Here is a 15,692-nt window from a genome sequence, read left to right on the forward strand (position 1 = left end):
TTCTTTTCTCATAATAACGTTAGTTATGGTTGTTAAGTTCCTAAATTTCAAGTCAAAAAGTCAAAGGGCAAGGATAACGGGCAAAAGGCAAAAATGCTTAATTCACTTCTCTCTAATACCCTAATACCCTAAGCCCCTACTTACTTCTCTCACCTAATCACCTATCTCGACTCAAAGTTAGACAAGAGGCCCTAAACCAACTTTAGGAGCATAGACAGCTCGATCGCCCAATTCATGTTCAATGCGCAATAATCTATTATATTTAGCCACTCTCTCGCTACGACACAAAGAACCAGTTTTAATCTGCCCTGCACGAGTAGCTACCGCCAAATCAGCAATAGTAGTATCTTCTGTTTCTCCAGAACGATGACTAATTACAGAAGTATATCCCTTACGGGTCGCTAAATCTATAGTGAGTAAAGTTTCAGTTAAAGTACCAATTTGATTTAATTTGATTAAGATGGAATTGGCAACTCCTAAATCGATACCTTTTTGTAAGCGGGTGGGGTTAGTTACGAATAAGTCATCTCCCACTAATTGAATTTTTGAACCTAATTTTTCAGTCAAAATTTTCCAGTTATCCCAGTCTTCTTCTTGTAAACCGTCTTCAATGGAAATAATTGGATATTTACTTACTAATTCTTCTAAATATGAGATAAACTCACTGGGAGAATGGGCAGAACCATCATAGACATATTGTCCATCCTTGTAAAATTCACTAGCCGCTACATCCATCGCTAAAGCTACATCCGTGCCGGGTTTGTAACCAGCAGATTCGATCGCAGCTACTAATAAATCGAGAGCTTCTTGGTTAGAAGCCAAATTAGGAGCATAACCTCCCTCATCACCCACACCAGTTAGTAAGTTTTTCTCTTTTAAGACTTTACTCAAACAACCAAAAATTTCAGCACCCCACCTTAAAGCCTCAGAAAAAGACTCCGCCCCAACAGGCATAATCATAAATTCCTGAAAGTCCACATTATTATTGGCATGAGAACCACCATTTAAAACGTTCATCATCGGCACAGGTAAAACATTAGCCAGAGGGCCACCTAAATAACGATATAAAGGAATTCCCAACTCAGCCGCCGCCGCTTTTGCATTAGCCAAAGAAACCGCTAAAATGGCGTTTGCCCCCAAATTTTTCTTATTTGTTGAACCATCTCTATCAATCATTGCCGTATCCACAGCAACTTGATCAAAAGCATCTAAACTTAACAATACAGGGGTAATTTTTTCAATGATGTTATCTACTGCCTTTAAGACACCTTTACCTTCGTAACGACGGGAATCACCATCACGCAATTCATGGGCTTCAAATGTACCAGTAGAAGCACCACTGGGAACTTGAGCAATACCTACCGCACCACTTTCTAAACGCACCTCAGCTTCTACAGTAGGTTTTCCCCGAGAATCTAAAATTTCTCTAGCGATAATATCTTCAATTAACATGGACTCTTGTTCTAACATAAATCAACTCTACTTAATTTCTTGTCTATTGTTCAACAAAATCTAAACCAATAATACTCCTAGAACTGTCAAAAATAATGACAATTTGCTCATCAGCACGATTGAATTGCAAATCCATCACAACTATATCCGTACTATCAATAGTCGAGCCTAATCTAACTCGCATATCCTTAATGCCTTTAAAATCACCATTTTGAGCAATAATTTGATTCCATCCAGTTTCTATTTGCTTGGAAAAAATAGTTTCCTTGAGGAAGGGATGGAGAAAACCTCTAGCTTCACCATAATTCCCTTGTGCTATATCTTCCACAAATTGTTGGGCGATGGTTTCAATATTTTCAAAGGTAGGAAAGTCAACGCCTACAACTTCTTGGCTATCATTAAAAATAACCATCCAATCTTCGGTGATATTTTCAAATTCTAAGGTAACGATAACTAAATCACTGCCGGGGGTTTCAATAACTCGAGTTTGCTTTCTCGCTTTGAAGTTACCGTTATTGGTATTCACTCTATTCCATAAACGCTCCATTCTTTCTTGAGATAAATCATCTCTTAACTCTGGAGTTGCATAAGGAGTTATTTTCTCAAAATCCTGAGCGAAAAAAAGCTCAATCATTGTTTCCGCTTTTTCTTTGAGGATTGCTGATGTATCTTGAGTGTCTGACTGTGCCGCTAGGAAAGGTAAATGTAACTTTTGAGCATAGCCAGAGGTTTGATAACTAAATCCTGCCAATAAAGCGGATAAAGTACCAACAGCGATAAAACGACTAATTTTCATGAAAATTAAATAACTAAATCTGAGTAGGTTAATACTAAAAATAATCGTTAGCCTAGTCTTTATTAGACTACTGCTTAATCTTACACCATTAGAATTACCATTTCTCTTTTAGTAATTGGACAAAATAGGTTGTAAATTTTAACTTTGTCTGCTTTTAATTTTTGTTTAGGTCATGGGAATTATCTTGATCTATAGTCATTAATCATTGATAATTGATCAAGAATCAGATCAAAGCATACATCGTAATTATATTGTCAATACAATGGTAAAAACCGATATTAAACCTAATATAAATAGCCCTTTTAACTTAAAAGTTTATTTACAAGAAAAGAAAGAAATTGTTGAGAAGGCACTAGATGACTCTTTGCCCATAGAAAAGCCGGAGAAAATTTATGAGGCAATGCGCTATTCTTTGTTGGCTGGGGGAAAAAGATTACGTCCTATTTTGTGTTTAGCGGTAGCTGAATTGTTAGGACAAACTGAGGATGTGGCTATGCCTACGGCTTGTGCTTTAGAGATGATTCATACTATGTCATTGATTCATGACGATTTACCAGCGATGGATAATGATGATTATCGTCGGGGAAGATTGACAAATCATAAAGTTTATGGTGAAGATATTGCAATTTTAGCGGGGGATGGTTTACTCGCTTATGCGTTCGAGTTTGTGGCTATCAAAACATCTTGTATTCCATCGGAAAGGATTGTTAAGGTTTTGGCTATTTTAGGTAAAGCAGTTGGGGCAAATGGTTTAGTTGGTGGGCAGGTTTTAGATTTAGAGTGTGAGGGAAAAGCGGATGTTACTGCAGATACTTTGAGTTTCATTCATCGTCGTAAAACAGGAGCTTTATTAGAAGCCTGTGTTTCTTCTGGTGCTGTTTTGGCTGGTGCTTCTGAGGATGATTTAGCTAGATTGTCGGTGTATGCCCAAAATATTGGTTTAGCTTTTCAAATTGTTGATGATATTCTTGATGTTACTGCTACTTCTGAGGAGTTGGGCAAGACTGCGGGAAAAGATATTTCTGCTCAAAAGGCTACCTATCCTCGTATCTGGGGTTTGGATACTTCCCGTCAAAAAGCAGAAGACTTAATCAAAAATGCGATCGCACAGTTGGACATATACGGAGATAAGGCTCAACCATTACGTGCTATTGCTGAGTATATTATTAACCGTAAAAATTAGGAAAAGGAAGAAAATGGAAGTATTAAGGGATATATTTTCTAATAAACTTTTAGTTATCCCCTTATTAGCCTGTTTTTTGGCTCAAATTATTAAGGTTTCTGTGGATACTATTGCTAATCAGAAATTTAGTTTTCGCTATATCGTAAGTACAGGGGGAATGCCTAGTGCTCATTCTGCTTTAGTGGGTGCATTGGCTACAGGTACAGGACAAATTTTAGGTTGGTCATCTCCAGAATTTGCGATCGCAACTATTTTTGCGGTAATAGTTATGTATGATGCGGCAGGAGTTAGACAAGCGGCGGGAAAACAAGCGAGAATTTTAAATCAAATTATGGATGAATTTTTGCGTCATGAGGACTTTAACGAAGAAAGATTAAAAGAATTATTAGGGCATACTCCTTTTCAAGTTTTAGTAGGCTTGTTATTGGGGATATTAAGTTCTTTATTTTTACTTCCTTTATTCTCTAAATAAATTCTGTTAAACACAAATTATCTATGTCAATTGTGTGAGGAAAAATAACAATAAATTTTACTTTTAATAAACCATTTTTAGTTTATTTCCAACTTTAAACCTGGTAGAAACTTCTGTAAATTTTTTAGAGATTTTTTTTGCCAAGGAATCTGCTCTGATCCTAAAATAATTAATTGTAATTTCTTTTTTTTTCTCAAACTAATTACGAATTTTGACAACATACTAATACCAGAACTGTTTAAAAAATGTAGCTCTTTGAGATTAATTGTCATATTTTCTGGGTCATTATCTGCGACTGATTCTAGCAAATCTTTAATGGGGGAATATTCTTGAGGACCACTTAAACTCAATTCTCCTTTGAATGTAACTGCCCAATTATCAGCGTTAAACTCTACTAAATAATCTTCTCCTTGAATTTTTTGATCTTGCATATTTTCTATGTTTAGTAAATACTTTTTTAATTACTATTAAATATTTTATAACAAAAAATGAGATTAAAATTATTGATAATAATATAGATAGTATATAGGAATTTAAACCTCTATCTGTACCATTGTAGTGACTAGAAAAAAACTTTTATGGTTTTGAGAAGACATTTTTTCAAACTTCCAACCGACTTCCCCGTTATAATCATTAATAATAGTTAAAATTCCCAAACCAGAACACTGTTCTTCTTCTAAGGCATTTTTTTCTAAGTGTTCTATATACAAATTTTCTGGGTCATTATTTTGCAGTTTATTAATAAAATTTTCTAATTTTTTTTGATTATTAATAGTAACACTATTACTGGCAAAAACAACAGCTATTAAACTACTATTTTGCAGAAAGTGAACTCCAAATTTTATTTGGGAATGTGCTTCCTCGTAATTATATTTCATTGCATTTTCTAAAAGTTCATTAGCTACATAAGAAACTGCAGATTTACTTTCTTGAATGCGTTTTTGTTCCTCTATTTGGCTATCATCTAAGGGTAAAAAAGTAGTAAAATAATCTGCAATAAAATAAGCAGATAAGCGATTATTACGCCAACGTTTTTTAAGAGGAATAGAAGTAGGTGTAAAAGTTAATTCTAGGGAATCTTGTTCTGGAGGAAATTTATCAATAAAGTTACCAAAAGTTTGCATTCTATGACCAATTTTAATTCTATGATATTGCATCTATTTTTATTATAATATTTTGCTTAACTCTCAGAACTAAAGAAGTTGAGTAAATCTTTCCTGATTCTGCACCGAACATACTTAATAATTTATTCGCAAACTCTAAAGCATTATTTCCCACACAAATTGATAATTTAAAATGTAGAATGTAAAAATAGCGGAAGTAGCGGGGAAATTTTTATCAGCAAAATCCAATTCTTGCCCTTACTGAAAGAATGTGACTAACTAGACACTTTTTCCGCTTCTTCTCATTGAAAAAAGACCAATTACATTTATTCTCAGACTTATGAATCAGTCAGGTAACGAATCTAGCAGAAAAAAACACCCCCTTTTAAAGTCGTTTCTCGCTTCTTTTGCCATTGGTGGGTTTTTAACCTCTTCTATTCCTCAACAAGCCCGTGCGGAAATGGTGGATAGCCCTAAAGTAGTGGTAGATGAGGTGTGGCAAATTATTAATAATGAATTTGTCGATCGCAATTTTAATCGGATTGATTGGATTAAGAAAAGAGAAGAATTATTAGAAAAGAATTATAGTAGTAAAAAACAAGCCTATCGTGCCATTAACCAAGCCTTAAAAGAATTAGGTGATCCCTATACTCGGTTTTTGCCTCCCGAACAATTTGAAACTCTTACCAGTCAGACATCGGGAGAAGTATCAGGGGTAGGTATTCGTATTGCTATTGATCCTCGTACCCAAGATTTATATATTATTGAAACTATTCGTCAATCTCCTGCAGAAGAATCAGGTTTACAAAGAGGCGATCGCATCGTCAGAATAGATGGAAAACCAACGGCTTTAATGGATTTAGATCAAGCCTCAGAAGCCCTGAAAGGAGAATTAGGAACAGATGTAAACCTAGAAATAGCCAGAAGAGGAAAACCTGCCTTTAATGTAAGCGTCACTCGCGCCCAATTTGAAGTTCCTTCCGTAGATTTTGCCATGAAAAGAGAAGGAGAATTGAATATTGGTTATATCAAACTAGAAGAATTTAGTTCTCATGCCGCCGAACAAATGCAAAAAGCCATCAGAGAATTAAATCAACAAAAAGCCCAAGGTTTTGTCTTAGACTTACGGGGTAATCCGGGGGGATTATTATTTGCCAGTGTGGATATTGCCAGAATGTGGATGTCTCAAGGAGAAATTGTAGATATAGTTGACCGCCAAGGAGGACATCAAACTTTTTCTGCAGATAATTCCGCCATTACTGATTTACCCTTAGTGGTTTTAGTCGATGGTGATTCTGCTAGTGCTAGTGAAATTTTGGCAGGGGCATTAAAAGAAAATAGTCGAGCTACTCTTGTAGGTACAAACACTTTCGGTAAGGGTACAGTTCAATCAGTTCATTCCCTTTCAGATGGTTCAGGGTTAGCTGTGACAATTTCCCGTTATTACCCCCCTAGTGGCACAAACATCAACAAAAAAGGTATTGCGCCCGATATTGTTCAAGCCTTAACCAGAGAAGAACAGTATTTATTAAGTCAAGACCCATCATTAATCGCTACTAAAGCTGATTCTCAATACTCAAAAGCGATCGCAATCTTACGCACAGTGGGTAAGTTAAATCATAACAATAATAGTTATGGCAGTATTTTAAAATAACGTCAGTTCGGTTTAAGAATATCGGATAAGGTTAGGTTTCAGGTTTCAGGTGCTAGGGAGAAATGAGTTCGGGGAGTTCACCTTCGGCTCTTACACTCCTTTCAGTCGTGAACGAAATTAGGAGTTTTTAATTCTTAATTCTTAATTATCAACTATTTAACGTCAGTTCGGGTTAAGGCAATTTTATGGTTATTTCTAAGAAGCTATAAGGTTTTCCGATTACGAGAAAATAACGCTTTCAGCTTATCCAAAACTCAGGTTAAAATTAGGCAAAGAGCAAAGTAAAAAAGGCAAGGGGCAAGAGGCAAAAGAGTTTAATTAACTTCTCCCTAATGCCCCAATTCCCAAATTCCTCACCCCAAACTCCCTATTAACTACTCAAAAAAATATACTAAACAGAAATATCACTTAACTCACGAGTAAGATGGTCAAAAGGAGCATCCACTAAATTAACATCATCCATTCCCGCTTGAAATGCCATATCCTTAATCATTTCTTTCATGATTTGAATACCGCGCACAGTGGGGCCAACAGGTACACCTAAAGAGTTATAGGTTTCCTTTAAACCCTGTAAAACACGCTCATCTAAAATAGCGTTATCTCCTGCCACTAAAGCATAACTAGCATAGCGAAGATAATAGTCCATATCTCTTAAACAAGCCGAATAACGACGAGTAGTATAAGCATTACCACCAGCACGGATTAATTCGGGTACTTCTTCAAATAATTGACGAGAAGCATTTTTAACGATGTCGGGAGAATTACCGTTAATCATCGTAGCAAGTTTAATTCTGGTAGTGCCAGACTGAAAATAGGATTTTAAAGAATCTAGGGCATTACGATCTAAATAGCGCCCCGTAACATCATAGTTTTTGATTAAACTGGTGACAGCATCAACTAACATTTTTTTCTCCTAAACAAGATTTTATAAATTCAAGTTAAACAGTTAGTTTTGATCTTATATCTGATTATGTGATAAAAGCCAATATGCTAAGGAATTACCTTTTTACAAATAAGACTACTGTTAACTCATTCAAGGAAAGAGTGGCTTCCTTTTACAATAATGATTATAAACAGCGAGACTATTATCTTATTTCTTTACCTCAATTGATAAGAAAAGTATAAAATCTTTACATCTTGTTGATAGTCTATGAAAATCCACCAATTCTATCCGCAAGTTTATTTAATCTGAGTAAAAAGGGCAAAGGGCAAGAGGCAAACCCCTCTCTTTATCTCCCCTTAAAAGAAACCCCCCTTTATCCACCCTAAGCAGGGGGAGGGTAAAAGTGTTTAATAAACTTCTCCGAATACCCCAATCCCCTAATTCCCTCTACTTAGACCTTGAGATATGCTAAGATTACTTAGTTGAAACTCTGAAATAATTATCGGAAAAATTCAATATCAATGACTAAATTAAAACGCCCTAGCTACCCCCGCTTAGAAATACATCTCCTCAGAGAAGGAATTGTCGAATCAATACATCAAGCTGAGGTTGTAGTTGCTGATGATCGAGGAAGAGTTCTTGCAGTGGCTGGGGATGCAGAAACATTCTCTTTTATGCGTTCAGCAATGAAACCCTTTCAGGCTCTTGCTGTTACTAGCACAGGAGTTATTGAGCGTTTTGATTTAGATGATCAGGATTTGGCTATTATTTGTAGTTCTCATCAGGGTACGATTGAACAAGCTAGGCAAGTTTTTAATATACTTTGGCGTGCGGATATTGAGCCTAGTTTTTTGAAATGTCCTATTCCTGCGGGAAAAAATAGTGCTTTACAACATAATTGTTCAGGAAAACACGCTGGAATGTTAGCTACTTGTAAGCAGAGAAACTGGAATTTAGACACCTATTACTACAAGTCTAATCCGATTCAAGAGTTAATATTACATAAAATTGCGGAATTATTGTCTATTCCTGCCGATGAGATTATGAGTGCTAGAGATGATTGCGGTGTACCCACCTATGCTTTAGAATTATCACAAATGGCCACTCTTTACGCTAAGTTAGCAAATGGCAATAGTATTGATTTAGAGCGAATTGTAAGAGCAATGACGAATCACCCCACTATGGTGGCAGGAGAGGGGGCTTTTGATACGGAATTAATGAATTTAACTGATGGTATGTTGGTAAGTAAGTCAGGGGCCGAAGGTATTCAATGCGTGGGAAATATTGGACAGAATATGGGGTTAGCAATTAAGGTTTTGGATGGTGCAAAAAGAGCAAAATACGCCACTGCAATTCATGTTTTAAAACAAATGGGGTGGATAACTCCTACAGTAGCGGAAAATTTAGGAGAAATGTTCTTAAGAATTGATGATTATAGAAGGTTGGAAGTAGCAGGGGAATTAACTTTATTATAAGTTGGAAAATTTACTACTTATTTATTAGAACCTATTGAAAGAGTTATAGTTTTTCCTTTAAAAATCATTAAATTAAATTGAGGAAAAAACGCATTTCAAATCAATTCAACCCTAGTTAACATCAATTAGAAATTTAGAAATAATGTTACCTATTCCCCACCCTAACCAACAATTTTATATGCAACTCTGATGAAATCAGTTTAAATTGATAAGCAAGAAGAAGATAACTGAAGAAAAATAAATTGCTTAAATTGCTCCCATAATTCAGGATTACGCCATCCTTTGATTACTTCTTCTTCAAGAATAGCGAGGGCAGATGAAGGAGTATAAGTGGTTTTATAATGACGGTTTTGAGTTAGTGCATAGTATATATCAACTAATTGAAAGACCTGTGCTAAATAAGGTATCTGCTTCATCGTTAAACCATCTGGGTAGCCACTACCATCATATTTTTCATGATGATGACGAATGATTTTTAATAAGTTGGGGCGGTTATGTAGAGGTTGGCAAATTTGTTCTCCGATAACACAGTGTTGATGAATTATTTGTTTCTCTTCTAATGTTAATGCTCCATGTTTGTGGAAAATATAATCAGGAATATTTACTGTTCCTATATCATGAAGATAAGCGGCGAATACTAAGTCTTCTATATCGCTATGAGGTAATTCTAAATGCTCTGCAAAACCTCTAACTAAATTGGCTAACTGAAATGATGATTGATGATCATAACCAGATTTTGTTTTGATTAAGGTGGCGAGATTGAGTAAAACTTTTTGAGTTTGATTTAAAACTTCATTGAGGCGTTTTTGTTGAGCGAGATTTTTTAGTTTTGGATACAAAATAGTGTGATCAAGAGGTTTTAATACTACATCTTCTGCACCAGCTTTTAAGGCTTGATGACGTAGTTGAGATTCTTCTGTAACAGACATCAATAAAACAGGGATTGATTGAGTATGAGGTTCAAGTTTTAGATGTTTAGTTAATTCCACACCATTAATTTCTGGCATTACTACATCCGCCAGAATAACGTCGGGTTGTTCTTCAAAGGCGATTTTTAAGGCTTGACGACTATCATTGACTTCTACCACTTTATAACCTTGGTATTGGACTAAATCAACAGCGTGAAGTAAGCTCAAAGGTTGATCATCTACTACCATAATAGTGCTAGGTGTAGAAACGGTGGGAAGGGCTATTTCTTGAGTGCTTAGTTCTTGCACTTGTTTGCATTTAATCATAATTAATCACAACCCTCTATATTTTTCTGTTTTTTATCTAATTTGTATAGCAATTCGTAACAACATTTATTCCTGTAAAAAAGAAGGAATGAAAGGAGTATTTTCCACAAATGATTGAGAAATGCTACATAAAAATAAAAGAAATATTAAATTTAGATTTTTTACTTTATTTATACTTCTATTGTTAGATATTTATAATTGATTGTCATCAGTTAATTTACGCAATTTTTTCGGATTAAACCATCTTTTTTTCCACTTACTTGTTGGTTCTAAATTGCTTAATAGTTGCTCTTTTTCTCTTCTTTTTTTGATAATTTCCGCAGTATCCCTTAAGGATAAATCTCGAAAGGGAATTGATGCTCTAGTTTGTAAATGCTCTAATTCCATTAATGATAGAGGGGGTAATATTTCTTCAGTATAACTAGCTAAAGTTCCGGGCGATCGCCTCCCGATACAAAAGTTTGCACCTAGTTTTAATCCTGCTAATTGTAGGGCTGTGCGTACTGCGGCAGAACAGGAATAAGTTGCTAAAATACCTTCCTGATTAAGACATTTAGCTACTAAAGACAAAAATTCTACTGTCCATAATTGAGGGCATTTAGGAGGAGAAAAAGGGTCAAGAAAAATAGCATCTCCTTGCCAATTTTGTTCTACTAAAGATGTGATCGCATCTCTTGCATCTCCAATTAATAAACTTAATTTAAAGTTAGGTGAAATTACCTGTTTGTTAATAATTAATTCTTTTAAAATATCAACAACTGCTGGTTGCCAATCATTTAGCAGATTATTATTTAAGGCTTGAATGGGAACATTTTCATCTAATTCTAAACCAATGATTTCTATATAACACCGAGGATTCTCTTTCAGAATATAGTCTATAGCCGCCGCCGTGTTATAACCCAAACCAAAACAAATATCGAGAATACGTAAATGATTTTGATGTTTAATTTTTTCTGGTATCCGACAACCTTTTATATAAGTTATTTCTGCTTCCGTTTTTGCTCCATATTTAGTATGGAATGTTTCTCCAAACTCTGACGAGTAAAAAGTTTTTGAACCATCTTCCGTGATTCTTGTTTCAAAAGATGTCATAAAGAAAAAAGAGTTAAGAATTGGGATTTGAGGTTTTTAGAATTCAGAGATTAACTAGAGAAAAAATCATTAATAGTTTGAGCAACAAATTCTATATTTTCCTGAGTTAATTCAGGGTAAATTGGTAAACTTAAAACTTCCTCAGCTAACTTCATTGAAATAGGATTCGGAAAGTATTTATCTTTATACACAGGTAATTGATCTTGAGGAATGGGATAATAAATCATTGAGCCTATGCCTTGTTGAGCTAAATATTCTTTCAGTTGATCCCTTTTTCCATTTATTACTCTGATGGTATATTGATGAAAAACATGACCTTTACTAATATTAGGAGTAATAATATTTTCGTTATTTACTAATAATTGATTATAAATTTCTGCAACTTTTTGTCTTGTTTTATTCCACTGATTTATATACTTTAATTTTACTCTTAAAATACAGGCTTGTAAACTATCAAGACGTGAGTTATAGCCTAATAATTCATTATGATAATTCTTTTTTGAACCGTGAACTCGCAACATTTTAGCTAACTCAGCGAGTTCATCATTATTCGTGACAATCATTCCTGCGTCTCCGTATGCCCCTAGGTTTTTGGTGGGATAGAAAGAATAAGCACCAACATCGCCTAAATTACCCACATATTTACCAACTAAAGAATCCCTTAAGGGTTGCTGACAATAATTTTCCTGACAATCTGGACAATCACCATAGTATATTGCACCAAATGCTTGAGCACAATCTTCGATAACCCTTAAGTTATACTGTTTGGCTATTTCTTGAATTTTAGCCATAGCGGCAGGTTGTCCATAGAGATGTACGGGTATAATTGCTTTGGTTTTCGGAGTAATTTTTTCTAAAATTGAGTTGGTATCAATGTTGAAAGTGGTAGTAGAAATATCAGCAAAAATAGGTGTAGCCCCGACAATACTGATAGATTCAGCCGTAGCATAAAAAGAAAATGAAGTGGTAATAACTTCGTCTCCCGCTCCTATATTTAAAGCTCTCAAGGCAATAACTAAGGCATCTGTCCCAGAATTTACCCCAATAGCGTGTTTTACACCTAAATAATCGGCTACTTCTGTTTCTAGGGCTGTTACTTCTGAACCTAGAACAAATTGAGTTGATTCTAACACAGAGGCGATCGCACTATCGATTTCCCCTTTTAAGGATTGGTATTGAGGCTTTAAATCAAGAATGGGAATTTTCATGAATGACTACTAAGAGGATGATTAATCTAAGAGTTTACACTATTTTTTCATCGGAAAAAACTATCATCATTCAGAAGATTGAGAAGGAGGATTTGGCGTATTTGTAGATGGATTATTTTGCTGTGCTAAACCTTGTTTAATAAAACTGAGGGCTTCTTGATAACTTTGGTTTTCTGGTTGAAGACTTACTAATTTCTCCATCGAGGGTAAAGCAGACGCTAAATCTCCACCAGATAAGTAAATTTGAACTAGCTTTTCTAAAGCAAAAATGTTATCAGGTTCTCTTTGCAAAACCAATTTATAACCCTGAGCCTCTTTTTCTAAAAGTGCTTGAGCCGAATCAGTTTCTTGTTGTTGAGGTTGATTGGCATTACTAGGGCTTTTCAGCATTTTTATAACGCCAAAAATTGAAAAAGAGAAAAAAGAAAGCCCAGATAAAATAACAAAAACTCGGCGAAAAACTTGTTTAGGAGTGGTTTTTTTGTTTGCGTTAACCATTAGTTATAAAAATATTTTTAAGCAAGTGTTATTAACTATTTTACCCTCGACAAATCCAAAACCATGCAACATTTAGGGTAGAATTATTTTTATACTCGTAATGTGATTGATGTTTATAACCCATGATTTTTCCCGATTTTTCTGCATTTTCTAACCTTGTTCATCAGGGAAATTTTATTCCTGTTTATCGAGAATTGGTAGCGGATTTAGAAACCCCTGTTTCTGCTTGGTATAAAGTTTGTGCAGATCAACCTTATAGTTTCTTATTAGAGTCAGTAGAAGGTGGGGAAAATTTAGGAAGATATAGCTTTTTAGGATGTGATCCTGTTTGGATACTAGAAGCAAGAGGAAGTCAGACCAAACAAATTCATCGTGATGGTAGAATCGAAACTTTTTCAGGAAACCCCTTTAACATCCTTTCTCAATGTTTAGAAACCATTAAACCTGTTAAATTACCAGAGTTGCCTCCCGGTATTGGTGGACTATTTGGCTATTGGGGTTATGAATTAATTTCTTGGATTGAACCACGAGTCACTGTTTATCCTGCCTCTGGGGAAAGTTTGCCCGATGGTATTTGGATGCAGGTAGATAATTTATTGATTTTTGATCAAGTTAAAAGAAAAATATGGGCGATCGCATATGCAGATTTAAGACAGAAACATTTAAGCCTAGAAGAAATCTACAATCAGGCTTGTGACAAAATTTCCAAATTAGTTTTAAAACTACAATTACCTTTACCCGTTTCCGCAAAGCCCCTTGAATTTAACCCTCCCCCAAAAACTCAAAAAAATCCCCGCATTCAATACAAAAGCAACACCAGTAAAGAAGCCTTTTGTGCCAATGTGGAAAAAGCTAAAGAATACATTAAAGCAGGAGATATTTTTCAAGTAGTCATTTCTCAGAAATTACAATCTAATTATCAAGGTCATCCTTTTGAGTTGTATCGCTCCTTACGTTTGATTAACCCTTCCCCTTACATGGCTTACTATAACTTTCACGGATGGCAGTTAATCGGCTCTTCTCCCGAAGTAATGGTTAAAGCAGAAAAAACCAATGATGGCAAAACCAAAGCCGTAGTCCGTCCCATTGCAGGAACACGTCCAAGGGGCAAAAACTATCAAGAAGACCAATTTTTAGCCCAAGACTTACTTAATGATCCCAAAGAAAGGGCAGAACACGTCATGTTAGTAGATTTAGGCAGAAATGACTTAGGCAGAGTCTGTGTAAAAGGAAGTGTGGAAGTCGATGAATTGATGGTTATTGAACGTTATTCCCACGTAATGCACATAGTTAGTAACGTTGTGGGAGAGTTAGCAGGGGATTACTGTGCATGGGATTTATTGAAAGCGGCTTTCCCTGCTGGTACAGTCAGTGGAGCACCTAAAATTCGGGCAATGGAAATTATTAATGAACTTGAACCCGAAAGAAGAGGTCCTTATTCTGGGGTTTATGGTTACTATGATTTTGAAGGGCAGTTAAATACTGCTATTACCATTAGAACGATGGTTGTGGAAACTCTTTCTGGGAAGGAAAATCATTTAGTATCTGTTCAAGCTGGAGCAGGTTTAGTCGCCGATTCAGATCCAGACAAGGAGTATCAAGAAACTTTGAATAAAGCTAGAGGTTTGCTAGAGGCGATTAGTAGCTTAAGCTAAGTGAAAATTCGTAATAAAAAAAGGGCAAAGATAAAAGGCAAACCCCCCTTTATCCCCCCTATTTAGGGAGGAGGACAAGAGGCAAAAGTGTTTAACCAACACCCCAATATCCCAACAACCTCACATCTGCAACCGTCAAACCTGTTTCATAACTCCAAACCTAAATAATGATTCAGGTTGCTTAAACTCAGAGAATACTTAATAATTGATTCTTGTTAACTCAATTGTCATTTTTAACATGGGTGTTGAACTCCGAAGCTATGTCTATCTCGATCGATTACAACCTCAACACGCTTCCTATATAGGTACGGTTGCTCTAGGATTTTTACCTTTACCCGGTGATGCTTCTTTATGGATTGAAATATCCCCCGGAATTGAAATAAATCGAATCACTGATGTGGCTTTGAAGTCTGCGGTAGTCAGACCGGGAGTTCAATTTGTGGAACGTCTTTATGGCTTATTGGAGATTCATTCCAGTAATCAAGGGGAAGTGAAAACTGCTGGAATGGCGATTTTAGATGCTTTAGGAGTGAGTGAAAAAGATTCTCTGAAGCCAGAGGTGGTTTCTAGCCAAATTATTCGTAATATTGACCCTTATCAAGCTCAAATCATTAATCGTAATCGTCGAGGACAAATGTTGTTAGCAGGAGAAACTCTTTATGTGTTGGAGGTAAAACCAGCTGCTTATGCGGCATTGGCGGCAAATGAAGCGGAGAAGGCGGCTTTGATTAATATTTTGACAGTTCAGGCGGTGGGTAGTTTTGGACGACTTTATTTAGGGGGTGCTGAAAGGGATATTAAAGCGGGGGCGGCGGCGGCTTTAGATGCGATCGCAAATATCGGTGGAAGAGTTAGTGTTTCTAAAATACATGAATAAACTTGGGTTCAGATTTAAAATTAATAGATTTTGACGAAAACATTTAACATAAGCTCATTAAAAAAACTCTTTGTTTATGGTTGTTATAAATAATCCTCATCCTCAGTTA

15 protein-coding genes are annotated in these 15,692 nt (G+C 35.6%); 6 read left to right on the forward strand and 9 right to left on the reverse strand.

The window, feature by feature from the left end:
- Positions 1–177: 177 nt before the first annotated feature.
- Positions 178–1,470, reverse strand: coding sequence for a phosphopyruvate hydratase (gene eno, locus Dongsha4_RS09570; protein WP_330202182.1), 1,293 nt, complete (start codon positions 1,468–1,470; stop codon positions 178–180).
- Positions 1,471–1,495: 25 nt separating this feature from the next.
- Complete coding sequence (locus Dongsha4_RS09575; RefSeq protein WP_330202183.1) at positions 1,496–2,248, reverse strand: DUF3887 domain-containing protein; 753 nt, start codon at positions 2,246–2,248, stop codon at positions 1,496–1,498.
- A 262-nt stretch (positions 2,249–2,510) separates the two neighbouring features.
- Here Dongsha4_RS09575 and crtE point away from each other — a divergent pair, with 262 nt between their 5' ends.
- Positions 2,511–3,431 carry a geranylgeranyl diphosphate synthase CrtE gene (gene crtE, locus Dongsha4_RS09580; protein WP_330205416.1) on the forward strand — a complete coding sequence of 307 codons (921 nt, stop codon included), beginning with the start codon at positions 2,511–2,513 and terminating at the stop codon, positions 3,429–3,431.
- 13 nt (positions 3,432–3,444) lie between these two features.
- Positions 3,445–3,903 (forward strand): divergent PAP2 family protein, encoded by a 459-nt coding sequence (locus tag Dongsha4_RS09585; RefSeq protein ID WP_015219155.1) that lies wholly within the window; start codon positions 3,445–3,447, stop codon positions 3,901–3,903.
- A 77-nt stretch (positions 3,904–3,980) separates the two neighbouring features.
- Here the strand turns inward: Dongsha4_RS09585 and Dongsha4_RS09590 are convergent, their stop codons facing one another.
- Together Dongsha4_RS09590 and Dongsha4_RS09595 are read right to left on the reverse strand one after the other, a co-directional pair.
- Positions 3,981–4,334 carry a slr1659 superfamily regulator gene (locus Dongsha4_RS09590; protein ID WP_330202184.1) on the reverse strand — a complete coding sequence of 118 codons (354 nt, stop codon included), beginning with the start codon at positions 4,332–4,334 and terminating at the stop codon, positions 3,981–3,983.
- Positions 4,335–4,436: 102 nt separating this feature from the next.
- On the reverse strand, positions 4,437–5,060 hold the full coding sequence (locus Dongsha4_RS09595; protein WP_330202185.1) for a DUF6272 family protein: 624 nt from the start codon (positions 5,058–5,060) through the stop codon (positions 4,437–4,439).
- 286 nt (positions 5,061–5,346) lie between these two features.
- On the opposite strand from Dongsha4_RS09595, the gene ctpB reads away from it, so the two are divergent.
- A complete protein-coding gene (gene ctpB, locus Dongsha4_RS09600) occupies positions 5,347–6,660 on the forward strand; it encodes a carboxyl-terminal processing protease CtpB (protein WP_330202186.1) in 1,314 nt (437 codons plus the stop codon).
- A 391-nt stretch (positions 6,661–7,051) separates the two neighbouring features.
- Here the strand turns inward: ctpB and apcB are convergent, their stop codons facing one another.
- A complete protein-coding gene (apcB, locus tag Dongsha4_RS09605; protein ID WP_015219151.1) occupies positions 7,052–7,564 on the reverse strand; it encodes an allophycocyanin subunit beta in 513 nt (170 codons plus the stop codon).
- A gap of 500 nt (positions 7,565–8,064) precedes the next feature.
- On the opposite strand from apcB, the gene Dongsha4_RS09610 reads away from it, so the two are divergent.
- Complete coding sequence (locus Dongsha4_RS09610; protein ID WP_330202187.1) at positions 8,065–9,018, forward strand: asparaginase; 954 nt, start codon at positions 8,065–8,067, stop codon at positions 9,016–9,018.
- Positions 9,019–9,218: 200 nt separating this feature from the next.
- Here Dongsha4_RS09610 and Dongsha4_RS09615 read toward each other — a convergent pair whose 3' ends face one another.
- From Dongsha4_RS09615 to Dongsha4_RS09630, 4 genes are all read right to left on the reverse strand, one after another.
- Positions 9,219–10,253, reverse strand: a complete 1,035-nt coding sequence (locus Dongsha4_RS09615; RefSeq protein WP_330202188.1) for an HD-GYP domain-containing protein — start codon at positions 10,251–10,253, stop codon at positions 9,219–9,221.
- A gap of 192 nt (positions 10,254–10,445) precedes the next feature.
- Positions 10,446–11,345 carry a tRNA (5-methylaminomethyl-2-thiouridine)(34)-methyltransferase MnmD gene (locus tag Dongsha4_RS09620; protein ID WP_330202189.1) on the reverse strand — a complete coding sequence of 300 codons (900 nt, stop codon included), beginning with the start codon at positions 11,343–11,345 and terminating at the stop codon, positions 10,446–10,448.
- Positions 11,346–11,395: 50 nt separating this feature from the next.
- On the reverse strand, positions 11,396–12,553 hold the full coding sequence (locus tag Dongsha4_RS09625; RefSeq protein WP_330202190.1) for a DegT/DnrJ/EryC1/StrS family aminotransferase: 1,158 nt from the start codon (positions 12,551–12,553) through the stop codon (positions 11,396–11,398).
- Positions 12,554–12,619: 66 nt separating this feature from the next.
- On the reverse strand, positions 12,620–13,051 hold the full coding sequence (locus tag Dongsha4_RS09630) for a tetratricopeptide repeat protein (protein WP_330202191.1): 432 nt from the start codon (positions 13,049–13,051) through the stop codon (positions 12,620–12,622).
- Positions 13,052–13,173: 122 nt separating this feature from the next.
- Between Dongsha4_RS09630 and trpE the strand changes: the two genes are divergently transcribed.
- The gene (trpE, locus tag Dongsha4_RS09635; protein WP_330202192.1) at positions 13,174–14,706 is read left to right on the forward strand and encodes an anthranilate synthase component I; all 1,533 of its coding nucleotides are present in this window, start codon (positions 13,174–13,176) and stop codon (positions 14,704–14,706) included.
- A 238-nt stretch (positions 14,707–14,944) separates the two neighbouring features.
- Positions 14,945–15,583, forward strand: coding sequence for a hypothetical protein (locus tag Dongsha4_RS09640; RefSeq protein ID WP_330202193.1), 639 nt, complete (start codon positions 14,945–14,947; stop codon positions 15,581–15,583).
- The last annotated feature ends 109 nt before the right edge of the window (positions 15,584–15,692 follow it).

Source organism: Cyanobacterium sp. Dongsha4, from assembly GCF_036345015.1.
Taxonomy (GTDB): Bacteria; Cyanobacteriota; Cyanobacteriia; order Cyanobacteriales; family Cyanobacteriaceae; genus PCC-10605.